14 protein-coding genes are annotated in these 16,746 nt (G+C 51.6%); 6 read left to right on the top strand and 8 right to left on the bottom strand.

Features of this window, described 5'->3' with window-relative positions:
* Positions 1-1,087: 1,087 nt before the first annotated feature.
* The 3 genes from VB741_RS17770 to VB741_RS17760 form a co-directional block, all read right to left on the bottom strand.
* Positions 1,088-1,702 carry a cytochrome c oxidase subunit 3 gene (locus VB741_RS17770; protein WP_323366532.1) on the bottom strand — a complete coding sequence of 205 codons (615 nt, stop codon included), beginning with the start codon at positions 1,700-1,702 and terminating at the stop codon, positions 1,088-1,090.
* A 120-nt stretch (positions 1,703-1,822) separates the two neighbouring features.
* Positions 1,823-3,514, bottom strand: coding sequence for a cytochrome c oxidase subunit I (ctaD, locus tag VB741_RS17765; protein WP_323366531.1), 1,692 nt, complete (start codon positions 3,512-3,514; stop codon positions 1,823-1,825).
* A gap of 93 nt (positions 3,515-3,607) precedes the next feature.
* Positions 3,608-4,588 carry a cytochrome c oxidase subunit II gene (locus VB741_RS17760; RefSeq protein ID WP_323366530.1) on the bottom strand — a complete coding sequence of 327 codons (981 nt, stop codon included), beginning with the start codon at positions 4,586-4,588 and terminating at the stop codon, positions 3,608-3,610.
* A 639-nt stretch (positions 4,589-5,227) separates the two neighbouring features.
* Here VB741_RS17760 and VB741_RS17755 point away from each other — a divergent pair.
* Positions 5,228-6,169, top strand: a complete 942-nt coding sequence (locus VB741_RS17755) for a COX15/CtaA family protein (RefSeq protein ID WP_323366529.1) — start codon at positions 5,228-5,230, stop codon at positions 6,167-6,169.
* 291 nt (positions 6,170-6,460) lie between these two features.
* The gene (locus tag VB741_RS17750; RefSeq protein WP_323366528.1) at positions 6,461-7,417 is read left to right on the top strand and encodes a heme o synthase; all 957 of its coding nucleotides are present in this window, start codon (positions 6,461-6,463) and stop codon (positions 7,415-7,417) included.
* A gap of 272 nt (positions 7,418-7,689) precedes the next feature.
* Here the strand turns inward: VB741_RS17750 and VB741_RS17745 are convergent, their stop codons facing one another.
* The 5 genes from VB741_RS17745 to VB741_RS17725 all read right to left on the bottom strand — a co-directional run bounded on the left by VB741_RS17745 (position 7,690) and on the right by VB741_RS17725 (position 12,500).
* On the bottom strand, positions 7,690-8,673 hold the full coding sequence (locus VB741_RS17745) for a sll0787 family AIR synthase-like protein (RefSeq protein ID WP_323366527.1): 984 nt from the start codon (positions 8,671-8,673) through the stop codon (positions 7,690-7,692).
* A gap of 212 nt (positions 8,674-8,885) precedes the next feature.
* Entirely contained in the window at positions 8,886-9,398 is a 513-nt protein-coding gene (locus tag VB741_RS17740; RefSeq protein WP_323366526.1) for an MSMEG_0567/Sll0786 family nitrogen starvation N-acetyltransferase, read from the bottom strand.
* A 350-nt stretch (positions 9,399-9,748) separates the two neighbouring features.
* Positions 9,749-10,831, bottom strand: a complete 1,083-nt coding sequence (locus tag VB741_RS17735) for an MSMEG_0568 family radical SAM protein (RefSeq protein ID WP_323366525.1) — start codon at positions 10,829-10,831, stop codon at positions 9,749-9,751.
* A 107-nt stretch (positions 10,832-10,938) separates the two neighbouring features.
* The gene (locus tag VB741_RS17730) at positions 10,939-11,946 is read right to left on the bottom strand and encodes a Nit6803 family nitrilase (RefSeq protein ID WP_323366524.1); all 1,008 of its coding nucleotides are present in this window, start codon (positions 11,944-11,946) and stop codon (positions 10,939-10,941) included.
* Positions 11,947-12,017: 71 nt separating this feature from the next.
* On the bottom strand, positions 12,018-12,500 hold the full coding sequence (locus VB741_RS17725) for an MSMEG_0572/Sll0783 family nitrogen starvation response protein (RefSeq protein WP_323366523.1): 483 nt from the start codon (positions 12,498-12,500) through the stop codon (positions 12,018-12,020).
* 343 nt (positions 12,501-12,843) lie between these two features.
* Here VB741_RS17725 and VB741_RS17720 point away from each other — a divergent pair, with 343 nt between their 5' ends.
* The 4 genes from VB741_RS17720 to VB741_RS17705 all read left to right on the top strand — a co-directional run bounded on the left by VB741_RS17720 (position 12,844) and on the right by VB741_RS17705 (position 16,236).
* Positions 12,844-14,133 carry an MSMEG_0569 family flavin-dependent oxidoreductase gene (locus VB741_RS17720; RefSeq protein WP_323366522.1) on the top strand — a complete coding sequence of 430 codons (1,290 nt, stop codon included), beginning with the start codon at positions 12,844-12,846 and terminating at the stop codon, positions 14,131-14,133.
* A gap of 46 nt (positions 14,134-14,179) precedes the next feature.
* Positions 14,180-14,404: a hypothetical protein gene (locus VB741_RS17715; RefSeq protein WP_323366521.1), complete on the top strand. Its 225-nt coding sequence runs from the start codon at positions 14,180-14,182 to the stop codon at positions 14,402-14,404.
* 180 nt (positions 14,405-14,584) lie between these two features.
* A complete protein-coding gene (locus VB741_RS17710; RefSeq protein ID WP_323366520.1) occupies positions 14,585-15,454 on the top strand; it encodes an ABC transporter permease in 870 nt (289 codons plus the stop codon).
* The gene (locus VB741_RS17705) at positions 15,451-16,236 is read left to right on the top strand and encodes an ABC transporter ATP-binding protein (protein ID WP_323366519.1); all 786 of its coding nucleotides are present in this window, start codon (positions 15,451-15,453) and stop codon (positions 16,234-16,236) included. The genes VB741_RS17710 and VB741_RS17705 overlap by 4 nt, the downstream gene beginning before the upstream one ends.
* Positions 16,237-16,746 lie beyond the last annotated feature (510 nt).

Below are 16,746 nucleotides of genomic sequence, written 5' to 3'. Positions count from 1 at the left end.
TTCCTTAAAGGCCCAGGGACGTCCGGTTTTAGAGTTCTTGACCGAAGCGGTTCGGGCTGCGCGGGCAGGCTTACCTGCGCCGTCCCTATTACCTTTGGTCGAGGCTAACACTAGATCTGCTCAGTCCCCACTCTCGCTTATGCCTGGGCATCCCCTGTGACGCTTACGGCAAAAGATAGGGAATTATGGTGACTTATCCACAGAAATACATCTAAATAAGCAAGTACTTAAATTCTAAATAAACCGATCCTATCATCTGAACAAATATGAACTTTTCCGGATTACTTCCGTCTAGGATGACTGCAACACTAGGGCTGTTAAGCCTATAGCCAGGAAGCAACCATGAAACCTATATTTAATCCTAAATTTACCCTAGTCACTAATTATCCAATGATGTTTTCCTCCACTGACCTCAGACACATTGAGCGAGAAATGCTCCATGTCGTCAGCGATGAGACTCACTCCCAGGGGAAACTATCTGAAGCATCGGAGCCATTGTGTCTGGGATATTGTGGTTCCACTAACCGACCGACTGAGTTCTATAACTTTCTGAGTCAGAATAGATTTCAGCTACAGCTTTTTCGAAGAAAGCTAGAGTACCTTTGGAAAATTGACTCCCCAGATTCTTTTACGAAATATTTTAAGAGATTTAAAAACATCTAAGCTTCCCAGCCTATATTGGACGGTTCGCTCATTTTCCACATATAGAAGTTCTAAATTCTGACATCTACTATGGGTAGTATGTTCAAAACCACGAGCACCACATCGGTATTTTTTCTCTAGTGCAAAACACTAAATGTACTGAGCAGCGAACCTTTAGTATGTAGGCAACCTATTAAAAAATATTTTTCAGAAGACTATTTTTAATCCTATTTTTTAACTACACCTGATCTCGTCATAGATCTAAAAAATAAATATATCTACAGGCCCAGAGGACTGTAGGCTCGTCAGTAATTGAGCCTACAGTCCTCTGGGCACATTAGCTAAAGACAGTTTTACTTCCGTAGCAGGCCCACGAAGCACCCATTGGAGTGATGACCAAAGGCGACTTCCAGGAAGATTTGTCGGTCCCTTTCGCTACCGGTCCCTACCGCCACAGATATAGCAAGGCAAACAGGATAATCCAAATCACATCGACAAAGTGCCAGTACAGTTCAGTGGCCTCAATTCCGAAGTGATTGACTTCGGAATAGTGGGTGGCCTTGCGGGAGCGAAATAGCACCGCCAGCATTAGCAGCAATCCAAACAGTACATGCAGACCGTGGAAACCAGTCAGCACATAGAACGTACTGGAAAAAATGTTGGTGGTAAGGCCAAAGGGCAGGTGGGTGTACTCATAGAGTTGCCCTCCAAGAAAGATCGCCCCCATGGCAATCGTGATGGCAAACCACATGCGCATTTTGCCAACATCATTTTGCTTAATGGCTGTGTCCGCATTGTGAACCACAAAGCTACTGGAAATCAGGATGATGGTGTTGATCCCCGGCAGCAGCAGTTCCAAACCTTCTGTCCCTTCCGGTGGCCATGCTGGGGCCATCAGCCGAAAACTGAGATAGGCAATGAATAGACCGAGAAAGATCATACTCTCGGCGCAGAGGAAGACGAGCACGCCTAGCATGCGCAGATCGGGATGTTCCTCATGGCCATGTTCCTCATGGGAAACGGCAATGGTTTCGGATTCGTTCAGGGCGGAGCTTTGCATGGGGAAAAGGTTAAGGGAGAAGGGGAAAGGGAAACAGAAAAAATTATCTCACTGTGGTCTTTCTAAGTTAATCCCCTCCCAGGAGGGGAGGGCCTCTCCTGGGAGGGGAAGGGTGATCGACTAGTGGCTATGGGCAGCTGCGGCTGCAATGGCTTCTTCGTAAATTGCAGGATCATCCTTGACCGGGATGTAGCCCAACCCATAGTCATAGGGACCCGTCTTCAACACCGGCACCCCTTCAAAGTTCTCATGGGCCGGGGGTGATAGGGTTTGCCATTCCAGGGTGAGGGCACGCCATGGGTTGGTGGGTGCTTTTTCGCCCCAGTGCCAGCTCCAGATCGCATTGATGATAAAGGGAATGGTGGACACTGCCATCAAATAGGCACCAATGGTGGCTACCACATTTAGGTCCGTAAACTGAGGATCGTACAGGGCTACCCGGCGGTTCATACCCTGCAGACCCAACTGGTGCATAGGCATAAAGGTGAGGTTCATGCCTACAAAGGTCAAAACAAAGTGGACCCGGCCCCAAAATTCGTTGAGCATGCGCCCGGTCATTTTGGGAAACCAGTGGTAAAGGGCCATGTAAATACCAAAGATGGAGGCGCCAAACAGAACATAGTGAAAGTGGGCCACCACAAAGTAGGTATCGTGCACGTGAATGTCAAAGGGCACCGCCGCTAGCATCACACCGCTGATGCCGCCGATGACAAAGATGGCGATAAAGCCAATGCCAAACAACATGGCGCTGGTGTAGGCAATTTTGCCGCGCCATAGGGTGGCAGTCCAACCGAATACCTTAATGCCGGTGGGTACGGCAATGGCCATGGTGGTAATCATGAAGAACATGCGCAACCAGGGGGGGGTGCCACTGGTGAACATATGGTGGGCCCAGACGATCAGCCCCAGGAAGCTAATCACCAAACTGGAGTAGGCAATGGCGCGATAGCCAAAGATAGGCTTACGGGCATGGACCGGCAACACGTCGGAAATGGCCCCAAACAGTGGCAGTACAAATATGTAGACCGCCGGGTGGGAGTAGAACCAAAACATATGTTGGTAGACCACGGGATCCCCACCGCCCGTGGGGTTAAAGAAGGCGGTACCGGCTACCAGGTCAAACATCAGAAGGATCAGGGCCCCCGCCAAAACAGGCGTGCTGATCAAAATCAGCAGGGAGGTGGCAATCATGGCCCAGCAAAATAGGGGCATTTTGAGCAGGGGCATGCTGGGCACCCGCATTTTCATGATGGTGACTATAAAGTTGAGGGCACCCAAAATGGATGCGGTTCCACCCACCAGGATGCTCAGAATCCAGATACCTTGGCCCAACATTCCAGTGGAGATGCTCAGGGGAGGATAGGAGGTCCAACCGGCTTGGGGGGGCTCAAAAAAGAAGCTGGCCACCAGCATCAGGCCGGAGGGGGGGATCAGCCAAAATGCGATCGCATTTAACCGAGGAAAGGCCATATCCTTCGCCCCAATCATCAGCGGGATCAAATAGTTCGCCAAACCGGCCCCCGCTGGCACAATCCACAAAAACAACATAATGGTGCCGTGAAGTGTGAGCACACCGTTATAGGTTTCAGGAGTCATAAAGTCGGGGGCGGGGGTGGCCAGTTCCGTCCGCATCGCCGTCGCCAGTGCCCCACCAATCAGGTAGAACATAAAACCGGTGACCATGTACTGGATCCCAATCACCTTGTGGTCCGTACTAAAGGTAAAGAAGTGGGTCCACTTCCGCTCATTACCCAAGGTTGGTTGGGAAGACGGTGAGGGGTCAGTTTTTTTGATAGCCTCAGCTTGTGCCATGGGAGTTGTAGAAGGGGAAAGGGGAAAAGGAGAAGGATGGGCATGGCCCACCGCCTGAAAAGAAATAACCAGATTGTTGAAAGACCAGCCTGGTTATGGCACCAAAGCCACATCCATCTGGCTGTGATGTACATGGCTAGGCTGTAAGTGCTCCAAATGCTCGGCTGCCATACCTAAATGCATCGGCTGTTCAAAATGAGCTAGATACTCAGCATCGGTTTCATCCGGCTTATAACTCGCCGCCGCAATGGCAGTGGAAAGGTCCATCGGCGCTGCCGCCAGACGCTGTTGTTGCCACTCGTCATACCCTTCCAGGGAATGAACAATCAGCTCAGCCCGCATGCCACCATGGTAAGGACCACACAGCTCAGCACAGACCACAGGATAGGTGCCCTCACGGGTTGCCCGCAGCACCAGGGACGTCTGCTGACCGGGGATCATATCCTGCTTGATGCGAAACTCAGGTAGCCAAAAGGCATGAATCACATCCTGAGCATTAAGATTCAGCTTCACCAGCTTACCCACAGGCACATGGACCGCGCCGTCCACAATGCCCGTCTCGGGATAGGTCATGACAAAGGCATACTGCATGGCCAATACATCAATGGTGACATCCGCATCCTGGGCTACCTCATCGGGGGGCTCCCCTAAGCCAGATGCCGCCAACATAGGATAGCTAGAGGTTTCATCGCCCGAGGAAGCATAGGCCACTTGCACTGGCTTGGCAGAATGGTGCTCCATCAAATTGAGACCGCCCATCTCGGTATAAATTTCGAAGCTATACACCGAGAGACCCAACACAATAATGGCTGGGATCGCCGTCCAAACAATCTCCAGTGGAATATTACCCTCAATGTGGGGACCATCGGTTTCATCCCCTGCTTTGCGACGAAACCGAATGACGGCAATCACCAAGGTGCCCTGAACAATCAGAAACAGCCCCGTACCGATGGTCATCATCAAATTAAACAATTGATCGACTTCACCGGCCTCGGTGGATGCGGCCACGGGCATCAGACCGTGGTTTTGGCCATACCAAAGACTGATTAGGGTAACGGCAATGCCGATCAGCATGGTGATAATAGACGTAGGAATACCGTTCACGATTCGAACATTCTCCTGTGGGGTGGTCTGCTATGTAAAACAGAATTGTTTAAGAATTGACTGGATAGAAACAAATTAAAAATCGTTTTTTATTCTACAGATACAAGAAAAATATACAAGAAATGTGAAATGTCCCAACTGTTGCAGCTACCCCAGATAGGGTATCCCTAGCGAATCATTCGATTCAGAACGGTAATCTGTAATCAATTCATCAAACTGTAACTGAACGTAACGCTGTTCGACTTACTTCTGGTCTACTACAAATGGGATGAAGAGTGATGTCAATGGGTTTAGGCAATGGGCCTAAAAGGAATTCAGCAATGCTTTTTATCCCATCTCAAGGTAGCGCTATCTCTTGAGAAATGACAGTGTCTGTAAAGTTCATTTGAGGGATTTAAGGATTTTCTTCAGGTTTTGTCTATTTTCTTTAGGCGCTATCTGGGCTCTATCTAATGATCATGCTGTGGGCCCCAGAATGATGAGTGGAATTTGGCAAACGAAAAGAAAACCTAAATGTATTTCATCTAAACCAGAAAAATTCCCTACCCTGTAAGGGAGAGCTTTCTCTCTGTCGATCAATTTCAGCTTCTTAAGAGAGTTTTTAGGTTTATGGTTCATTCTTCGTTATCCACATTTCAGGCAAGTAGGACCGCCGGATTTGATCCGGTGACCTATTTACGGCGCTGGGTATGGAAAATGGCCGTGGCCACCCTGATTCTGATGGCCATTGGCAGTGCCACCCGGGTGATGAATGCAGGGTTAGCCTGTCCGGACTGGCCCCTATGCTATGGTCAGCTGGTACCCAGTCAACAGATGAATCTCCAGGTATTCCTAGAATGGTTTCACCGGCTGGATGCCTCATTGATTGGTCTGATGGCCATTGGTTTGGTGGCCCTGGCTCTACGCTGGCGGCAGTCCCTGGCCAGGTGGGTGCCCTGGGCAGCTGGATTAGTTCTTTTCCTGGTTGTTTTCCAGGGGGTGCTAGGAGGACTTACTGTGACCCAGCTGTTGCGGTTTGACATTGTTACCGCCCATTTGGGTACGGCCCTCCTGGTGTTTTGCACCCTGTTGGCCATGGGCATGGGCCTATGGCCCTACCGGCCCACAGGCACTGCCGGAAAATTGTCCTGGATTAGTGGTGCCGCCGTCGTACTGGTGTATGGCCAAAGCCTGCTGGGGGGATTGGTGGGATCCCGCTGGGCCGCCCACCAATGTTTTGGGCTGGCGGAGTTGTGTAATGTTGTCAATGCCCACCTGCTGGGGATCATTCCCGCTAGTCTGTCGGTACTCCTATTGACGGTATTGGTATGGCGCACACCGGCTTTGGATGAGGTATTCAGGACCCAAGCCAACATCGCCTTTGGCTTACTAAGCCTACAGCTCGTTCTGGGGTTGGCCACCTTCCGGCTGCATCTCCAAGTGGAGCCCCTCACCGTCTGCCATCAGGCCGTTGGCGCTGCTTTACTGGGTACTTTAGTTTGTTTCACCGTCTTGTCCCTCCGAGATTCCTCCCTACCTGAAGAGAACCTTAAGATTTCAGTCAACATTTAGATTATGCCTAATATGCCTTCGGTCAGGAGCTGTTAATAAATAGCCAATAGCTTTGGTATTCCATCCTTGATCAGGGGGCATGGGGAATCCTCAACATTTACGATTTTGACAATTCTCCTCAATCCCCCGGATCGAGCTATGGTGTACACACCTCTTAAAAGTAATGGCCTAAAAGGTCTATCTGGCTCCAACGACTCTTAAGCCAACTCAAACCTAAGATTTTCCCTTCATCGTTTTTTCTGCATCACTTTTCCCCTTCATCCCATTTATTAGCTATTTCTCCTATTTCCTATGCAACCTTCTAATCTTGCCCCTAGGGTTCACCATGAGAACTTTGCCCAAGTCTGTCGCAGTTACTACCAGCTGACCAAACCTCGCATCATTCCGCTGTTGTTGATTGAAACAGCGGCCAGCATGTGGGTTGCGGCCCAGGGCCATCCAGATTTGTTGTTGGTGTTGATGACCATGGCGGGTGGTTGGTTAGCCGCCGCTTCAGCCCAGGTGATTAACTGTGTGTACGACCGGGACATTGACTACGACATGGAACGCACGCGGGATCGTCCCCTACCTTCGGGGCGAATCCAGGTGCGCGATGCGTTGATTTTTGCTGCCATCTTGGCGATTTTGTCCTTTACTGTGCTGACCTGGTTTGCCAACTTGCTTGCCGCTGGTTTGGCTATGGCCGGGCTTGTTGTTTATATTGGTGTGTATACCCACTGGCTAAAGCGGTCCTCACCTCAGAATATTGTCATCGGTGGGGCGGCCGGGGCCATTCCCCCCATGGTGGGTTGGGCCGCTGTCACTGGCCATGTGGGTTGGGCTGCTTGGATTTTCTTTGCCATTGTATTTGTGTGGACCCCACCCCACTTTTGGGCCTTGGCCATGCTGATTAAGGAGGATTATGCCAAGGTAAATGTGCCAATGTTGCCGGTGGTGGTGGGTAATGAAGAAACGGCGAATCAGATTTGGCTTTATACCCTGTTGTTGGTGCCGGTGACGTTGTTGATGGTGTGCCCCACGGAAGCCTGTGGTTGGTTATATGGTCTACTGGCGCTGATTTTGGGCGGTCTGTTTCTGCGTAAGGCCTATGATTTGAAGCAATGCCCTTGCGATCGCGACCTAGCCCGAGGCGTTTTCAAGTATTCCATCTTCTACATGATGTTGTTGTCAGCGGCCATGGTGGTGGATAGCCTGCCGGTCACTCGCAACAGTATCCATGCTCTGATTGGCACCCTAGGGATGGGTTAGAGGTGGGGTCACCCATTAAGGTGAATTTCGCGCCTATGGTGATGGTTTTGTGACACACCCTACGATTTCCTTTTGGTCTATTGGCTCGGGCGGCACTGTGGAAAGTGAAGTCAGAAGACAGGAGACAGGAGTGACAGCAGAAGATTATTCGGAACAGGCTCATCGTGATCTCTCTGAAGGGGAGATGGGGAGTTGGATGAGAGGATTGGGGATCGGGGGAGGGTAACGCCTCTCCGGGGCTAATGCATATATGTCGGAGATGAGCTCCAGGATCATCCCTTCCCAAATCCTGTCAACGGACAACTCAAATCCCAAAACAATTCCTGTTCTCCACCCTGCTGAAAAATCACCTGGGACCCCGCCGTTACCTGACCAATTGCCTCACAAGTCAACCCATAGGGCCTAAACAACGCCTGCACCTGAGCCAACTTTTCCGACGGCACAGTCAACAAAAAACCAAAGCTAGGAAAACTCGTCAGCCACTTATCCCAAGCAACATCCGCCGGACGAGGTACCCAATCCAAATTCAACGTAGCCCCACAGCCCGAAGCCTCGGTCAACATCAGCAGCGTACCCGCCAGCCCCCCCATACTAATGTCCTTACCCGCATGACATAGCCCCCCCTCAGCCAGCTTAGGTAGCAGACCGAGCTGCTGTTGCAAAACAGCCGGTTCAGCCGTTGTCGCCGCATTCCAAAAGGGATAGTCACCGTAGTAACTACCGGCCATATTCACCACCATCACCAAATCATCACCGGGTTGAGCATCAAAGCTAGTAATCAGCCGCTGGGCCCGACCCAGAATGGCGACAGCCAGACCATCGTAGGGACTATGGCAATTGGTATGGCCTCCGACGATAGGCACATTGTAAGCCTGGGCAGCAGCTTGCATCCCTTGCCAGAGGGGTGTGCTGGCAGCAACGGACTTACTCCAGAGGGCATCGACTACGGCGATGGGTGTGCCGCCCATGGCGGCGATGTCGGAGATGTTGACCATGATGGCGCACCATCCGGCGAACCAGGGATCTTGGGTGACCAGCTGGGGCCAGAGACCTTCGGCAGCAAGGAGGAGGTAGCCTTCACCGTCGGGGATGGCGGCACAGTCGTCGCCGAGGTGGATAGGGGTGTTGGTGGGGGTGTGGACGTATTGGCCGAGGATGGTGGCGGCGGTTTGGATGTCTTGTTTGTGAAGGATGCTAAGAGAGGTTTGGAGGGTGATGATTAGCTCAGAAAGGCTGGTGTGATCGTTGGTAGGCATTGGTTAGATGGCATTGCATTCTCTGATTTTCTAGTGAATTCTGGGATGAAGGGAGGATAGGAAAGTAGCTTGGATAGTTAGCCGCCCTACAACCCTCATGCTGGGGAGCAAAGCTAGGGTTACGGCGGGGGCGAGTATATAGGTTCTGGCCTGGTTTTTGCAGGAAATTTAGAGCGTGGGATCCAACTTGTAAAATTGGTTCTTGATATTGTTTAAGCTACTTGTTCAAGGGGCAACGACGGACGGGGCTGATCGGTAGCAGGATAATGTTCCAGATCGGCTTCCATCAGGTGGTGGGGATGGCCTAGGACTTCTATTTCTTCTAGGCTTTGCCAGTGGAGACGGGTGAAGAAGCGGACATTTTGGAGTTGGACGGTGGCGAGGAAGCGATCGCAACCCCAGGTATTGGCCGTTGTCACTGCTTTTTGGATCAGACCTTTACCAATACGGCCCACCCGGCGAAAGTCGGGATGCACCCCTAGGCGACCGCCGTACCAAAGGCGAGGCTGCTGTTCATAGATGCGAACAACGCCGACAATTTGGTCAGGGTGATCGGGTGTGTGGGCAATAGCGACGATGGGGTAAGAGGTAGGGTCAATGGAGTCGCGATCGTGATTTTGGAAGAGACCTTGTTCCTCGCAAAAGATCTGTTGCCGTAGATCAAAGTAATCGGTAATATCCGATGTTGATAGAGCCAGTTGGAAACTATAGGTACGTTTTTTCATACTCTTAAGACTTAAATGCCACACTTAACACCACAATCGATCACCAAATCCCCTCCTGGGAGGGGCAACGGGGTGGGTTACCCGCTGGCCCTAAAGGTCGATACCCACCCCGCCCAGGACACCCCCTGAGATCGGGCAAATTGAAAACTACAGGTAAGTTTTTTCATACTCTTAAGACTTAAATGCCACACTTAACACCACAACCGATCACCAAATCCCCTCCTGGGAGGGGCAACGGGGTGGGTCATCCGCTAGCGCTAAAGATCGAACCACCCCGCCGTAGGTACTCCTCCCAGGAGAACCCTCACAGGAGGGGATTAAAATGCCCAACTGGGTGACACTTTTCTCTCTCAACTCTCAAACAAAGACAAAGCCGAACAGGCTCCACACTTAGCACAGCCTGCCTTCATCTGGCTAGACAACAAATTTGCCTGCTTCAGCATCTGACCAATACCCTGGTATAAATCCACCATAAACTCACTACTGGGGGGTTGATGGTGAGCCAAAGGCGTTCCCCCAATGGGTACAAACGGCACCACAAAAGGATATACACCGATGTTAATCAGTCGCTCACTCACTTCTAGTAATGTCTCTTTACTATCCCCCAGCCCGGCCAATAAATAAGTACTCACCTGCCCCCGACCGAAAACTGTGGTCGCGGCTTCAAAGGCTTTGAAATAATAGGAAAGGGGTACCCTCGCCTTACCCGGCATAATCTTGGCCCGCACAGCAGGATCAGCCGCTTCCAGGTGCATGCCCAAACTATCAACTCCGGCTGCCCGCATACGCTCAAACCAGACAAAGTCATTGGGGGGCTCACACTGAGCCTGAATGGGCAGATCCACCCGCGCCCGAATCGCCTGGGCACAGTCCGTCAGGTAGGCGGCTCCCCGGTCGGTAGTATTCGGAGTGCCGGTGGTCATGATCATGTTTTCTACCCCGTCCAGTCTCACAGCGGCTTCGGCTACCTCTGCCAGCTGTTGGGGTGTTTTTTCGGCAATGGTGCGATCGGCCTCTAGGGACTGGCCAATGGCGCAAAATTGACAGGCGGTTTTACGGTTTTCGTAACGAATACAGGTTTGAAGGACGGTGGTGGCCAAAACATTACGGCTGTGGAGTAGGGCAATTTTCCAGTAGGGAATACCCTCAGCGGTGGTGAGATCATAAAACTGGGGCCGTTCCGGAAAGTCCAGCTGGGTGATCACCTGGTTATTTTTGGTGAGTACAGCCTGCCCCGCCTCGGATCCCACGCTATAGGGAGACTCTGCCGCCCCATCGGTGTACACCGGCACCATGAACGTGGTTTCACCAATGGTGACAGCTTTATGATCCGATGGACCCGCTCCCCCCTTGCGACCCGAGGCACCAACGGTGTCGGTGACCAGGTTAAGGCCTTGGGTCTGAAGGTCGGTGATTACCTGCTGTGGGTTCATGGTCGGGGTAGTAAAAAGAGTAGGAAAGCGGAAGAGAGAAAACAGAAAACGGGAGAAGGAGAAACGGAGGAACGTCAAACAACCGGAGGGTGGGCACAGCCTACCACCTATTCCGACAATGGTTCCGACACCGGCAATTCGATGGATGCCCCCGTCGGCCACCTGGATTCGATCGGAGCCGCCAGTTCAGGAGAGACAACAGAATAAGCCGATTGGTTAACAGTCAGCTGCAACAGATCGGGGCGGGAATAGTGGCCGACGGAGTCCATCATGCGTTTGCGTTTAGTGATTAAGGAGAAATCTAGGGTTGCGATCGCAATCCCCTCCCCCTCCCGAATCGGCTCACACAGGGGCACCCCCTCCGGACTAATAATGGTGGTGTAACAGCCACCTCGCAAAACCTTCTCCAAACCTTCACTGGGGGCAATTTCACTCACCTGCTCCGCCGTCAGCCAACCGGTAGAACTCACCACAAAACACCCCGACTCCAGCGCATGGTGCCGTAACGTCACCTCCGTTTGGTCCGCAAAAATCTCTCCCACCATGGAGCCCGGAAACTGAGCACAGTGGATCTGTTCGTGGTTTGCCATCAGGCTATACCGCGCCAAAGGATTGTAATGTTCCCAACAGGCCAGGGCTCCCACCCGGCCCACCGCCGTATCACACACCTTTAACCCAGAACCATCCCCCTGGCCCCACACCATGCGCTCATGGTAGGTAGGGGTAATCTTCCGGCGCTTCAACAAACAACTGCCATCAGCATCAAAAATCAGCTGGGTGTTATAAAGAGAACCCTTATCCCGCTCATTCACCCCCAGCACCACCACCATTTGGTAGGTTCTCGCCGTCTGACTCACCGCCTCCGTCACCGGCCCCGGCACCTCCACCGCTTCCTCATAGAGCTTCATATGCTCTTTGCCCATGAGCACAGGCGGCAGCACAAAGGAGAAATAGGGATAGTAGGGTACAAAGGTTTCTGGAAAGACAATTAACTCAGCACCCTCTTTGGCCGCATCCTCAATCGTCTTCAACACTTTTTCCATCGTGCCTGAGCAGCTATGGAGCACAGGCGAAATCTGCACAGCGGCCGCTCGCACAGTGCGAGAGTAGTCCATGGTTTAGAAGAAGTTTAAAAGAGCCCCCGAGCCCCTTAGAAAGGAGGGCTCGGTACAGTTCAAGAAAAAAACTACATCGTCCAAGTATCCAGAATAAATGCCCCTTCCTTACGGTGAATAAGCACAATATCCAACACATCCAAGGGATTAATCGGCGTAATACCAGGAATCAATGAAGGCTCACCATGACCATAGAGCGCCTGGAGAGCAAATCTGCAGGCATAAACCTTACCGCCCTCTGCCATGAGCTTAACCAACTGATTGTTCATGGCTAAATGACCCGGAAATGCCTCATCCCCTAACTTAGGAAACCCTCGCTGTACACCCAGGGTAACGCCGGGGCCATACAACAACACCGAAGTCTCAAAGCCTTTACGAATTAGGCGAGTGGCCTGCAACAAATTGACTAAACCGATAGAACCTTCAAAGGCAACCGTGTGGAACGTCACCAGGGCTTTCTCCCCCGGTTCCGCTTGCACATCTGGAAATACTTTCTCTTCGTAATCAACCAAGAAATCACCCGTCTTATGGGCTGGGGCGGTTACTTCAGGCATTCGGGTCACTCCCAATGTGAATTTGTCATGTGAATTTGTCAGCAGCTTAAAAGGTCTGAGACCTGGTTCTCGTATCTGTTGTTACAAAGTGACAAAGTCTGACAAATGAGACAGCCAAAACGATTTAAAGTTGGTGAAAGATAAGACAAAAGCACAGTGACCTGTTAAAAAGTGCAGGTTTCCTAGACTGTGGACCAAGCCTCTCCGTTTTTTTAAACGGCTACACCAATTTTTCGCCTGTCCATAAGCCGAGATTAAGGTCTTTGGTAGCCACCGCTACAGGTTGTCTTGGGGATGATTTCTATGGTTGAACTATACCCACTTGTAATTCGTTGTCCCCGCTATGCAGGTCCTCACAAATTCCCATTTTCCCGTTGCCATCATTGGTGGAGGCCAGGCCGGTCTATCCATTAGCTACTGCCTGAAGCAACGGGGCATCGATCACATTATTTTCGAGCAAAATAAGATTGCCCATTCCTGGCGTTCGAAGCGATGGGATTCATTTTGTCTGGTAACCCCCAACTGGCAATGTATGTTGCCGGGCTATCCGTATCCCGGCAATGACCCCAATGGATTTATGCAACGAGATGACATTGTGCGGTACATCGAAGACTATGCCAGCACCTTCAAACCTCTTATTAAAGAAGGGGTAACGGTTTCCAAGGTGAGAAAGCCTGAAAACGTGTTTGAAATAGATACCTCCATCGGCCACTATGTGGCGGACCAGGTGGTGGTGGCCACCGGCGGATATCACACTGCCAGAATTCCTCGGATGGCGGAACGGCTGCCCGCCAGCATCACTCAGCTGCACTCATCGGAATATAAGAACCCAGAATCATTGCCGGAGGGCGGCGTATTAGTGGTCGGCACAGGCCAGTCGGGCTGCCAAATCGCCGAGGATTTACATCTGGCAGGGAAACAGGTCCACCTATGCGTGGGCGGTGCCCCCCGTGCACCCCGCACCTATCGCGGCAAAGATGTGGTGGACTGGCTCGACCAGATGGGCTACTACGACATGTCCATTGATGACCATCCTCAGAAAGAATCCGTTCGAGCCAAAGCCAACCACTACGTCACCGGGCGTGACGGTGGTCGAGAGATTGACCTACGGCGTTTTGCCCTAGAGGGGATGAGGCTCTACGGCAAGCTCAAGCATATCCAGGGAGAACAGCTGGAATTTAAAGACGATCTCAAGCACAATTTGGACCAGGCCGATGCGGTGGCGGAAAGCATCAAAGCCACCATTGATGCCTTCATTGAAAAAAATCAGCTAGATGCCCCCATAGACTCTCCCTATCAGACGGTTTGGCAGCCGGAAACCAGTCTGCTGTCCTTAGATTTAGAAACGGCTAATATTTCGACGGTGATTTGGTCCACGGGTTACCATACCGACTTTAGCTGGATAGAGATTCCTGTATTTGATGGCAAGGGTTATCCTGGCCATGAACGGGGAGTTACCCCAGCTCAAGGACTATATTTCCTAGGCTTGCCTTGGTTATACACCTGGGGCTCCGGCAGGTTTTCCGGCATTGCCCGCGATGCCAACTACCTGGCCGATTGCATTGCCCTGAAGAATCGGGTGCTGCCGCGACAGTTGAGCCGTAATGTAAATGAAGTGGCATTGGGGTCTTAAATGCCCTGGTGAAAATCTACCGCACCCAAAATTCTGAATAACAGCTTTGGACTGGTCTCCTAAAGGGTATGCCTGGGCGGTTGCTTCCTCCAGTGGCGAAGTTGTTGTTTGGACCGAGACGGGCCTGGTTTCTCTGCTACCTGCCCAAGGTAAAGGTGCGGCAAAGCTAAGAAATCCGCCCCCTTGGTTAATGCGCGGGTTTCCTGGAAAGGTGAGGCAGGTGACTTGCGGCTGTCTCCAGCCGTCGCGCATCCCACCCCTCGCCTACTAGCCACAGCCACCCAAGATAGCCAAATGTGCCTATGGCAAAATGCAGCGATATTAGCGTCTTGCAGATTCAATCCGGCTAGAATAGTTCATCTATTTTGCTGTCACTTTTGATTACACCCCGTGTAAAGTAACCTGAGCATCTGGCTAACACGTTGCCCTGCCTCTAGTTCTTTCCATTTGTATGTCCCTAGTTGCCTTTCTCGGAGCCATTGAAACAGGCTTACTCTATGGCTTTCTTAGCCTGGGGGTGTACCTCTCCTTTCGGGTGCTGAAGTTTCCTGATCTGACCGTCGATGGCAGCTTTCCCTTAGGGGCTGCGGTGGTCGCCACCCTGATCACCCAAGGGATCAATCCTTGGATAGCGACGGCGGTGGCCATGGTGGCAGGATCTTTAGCCGGTCTCTGTACCGCCATCCTCAGTGTGCAGTTTAATATTCTCAATTTACTGGCCAGCATTCTCACCATGATCGCGCTGTACTCCATTAACTTGCGGATCATGGGGCGGCCCAATGTACCCTTGCTCAACCAGCCCACCCTGTTTGACGATCTAGAGACTGTGGTACCCATCTGGGTGATTTTGGCCGTGGGGCTAGGGCTAACAAAACTGGCCCTGGACTACTTTTTAACCTCAGATTTGGGGCTGGCCATGCGGGCGACGGGCATGAATCCCACCATGGCCAATGCCCAAGGGATCTATACCAACCGACTGATCCTACTGGGCATGGCCCTCAGTAATGGATTTGCGGCCCTATCGGGGGCGCTGTTTGCCCAGGTAAATGGCTTTGCCGATGTGGCCCTAGGGGTGGGCACCGTGGTGGTGGGATTGGCCACGGTGATTTTAGGCGAGGCAATTTTCCCTAGCCGTACCGTACCCTGGGCCACCCTGGCGGTGATTTTAGGCTGTTTAATCTATCGGTTAGTGATTGCCCTAGCGCTGAATGCCGATTTCCTCGGTTTGCGAGCCCAGGATCTAAACTTGGTGACGGCGGTGATAGTGGTGTTGGCCCTGGTGCTACCCCAGACGAAACTGTTGGCAAAACTCAAGCGATGATTGTTCTATCCGATATCCATGTCACCTTTAACCCCGGCACCCCCCTGGCAAAATCTGCCTTGCGGGGGATGGATCTGGAGATTGCCACTGGGGACTTCATTGCGGTCATTGGCAGTAACGGGGCGGGCAAATCTACGCTGCTCAATATTATTAGTGGCGACATTTTGGCTGACCGGGGCCGAGTAACCGTTGGAGCTGAGGATGTGACCACCTGGTCGACAGCTCGGCGGGCCGCTGCCGTGTCGCGGGTATTCCAGCATCCCCTAGCCGGGTCCTGTGCTGACCTGACCATCGAAGAAAATATGGCTTTGGCCTTTCGTCGTGGGCAGCAGCGGGGCCTCAGAACCGCCCTGAACCCTCGACTGCGGCATCAGTTTCGGGAGCGATTGGCTAGCTTGAACCTGGGGTTGGAGGATCGGCTTTGCGATCGCATCGGTCTCCTATCCGGCGGACAGCGCCAGGCCCTGAGCCTAGTCATGGCCACCCTGTCCCCAGCTAAAATCCTATTGCTCGATGAGCATACGGCAGCCCTAGACCCCAAAACAGCCCACTACATCATGCAACTGACGGAGCAGTTAGTAGCAGAACATCGCTTAACGACGCTCATGGTCACCCATAGCATGCGTCAGGCCCTAGCGGTAGGGCATCGTTTACTTATGCTCCATGAAGGCCGGATCGTTTTTGATGTTCTAGGCTCAGAAAAGGACAGCCTCACTATCCACGATTTGCTCCATCGCTTTTCTGATAACGCCCTAGGCGACGATAGTTTGCTGTTAGGATAGGGCGCAACCTGGACCAAAATACCAGCCAAGTAAACTATTCAGCACAATCTGGCTCAAATTGACAACTATCAACGTCCAGAAAATTAATCTATCCCACCCTAACGGGGACGGATTTCTTAAAAAAGAGTTACGCAGTTAGGGCCAATTTTGTCACCCTTGATGCAGCTAAGCCTATACGAATCAATTACCCTAAGTGCTAATCCTTAGGGGCGCGTCGATCCGCCAACTAATAATTACGTGGAAAAATGAAAAAATATTTCTAATAAAAGTTACATTACTTAAAAATATGATAACCTGGGTTAACATACGCAGCATCACTACTTTATTTAGCAATCTATTTGGTTCTGTGCCTATCTGAAGGTTAGGAGCTCATGTTTCCATCTATCTGTATCGATACGTATCAGTTTTTCCTTGTGTATCTTCCTGCTTATGCGGAAAGGGAAACATCCTACTAGTAACGTCGACAGATTGACTAAGGATTTATTGGATTGCTTTTTCTATTACATATTT

The organism is Leptothoe sp. PORK10 BA2 (assembly GCF_034932105.1).
Taxonomy (GTDB): domain Bacteria; phylum Cyanobacteriota; class Cyanobacteriia; order Phormidesmidales; family Phormidesmidaceae; genus Leptothoe.
The sequence above is the reverse complement of the archived record's forward strand: the minus strand, read 5'-3'. Positions and strand labels throughout refer to the sequence as shown.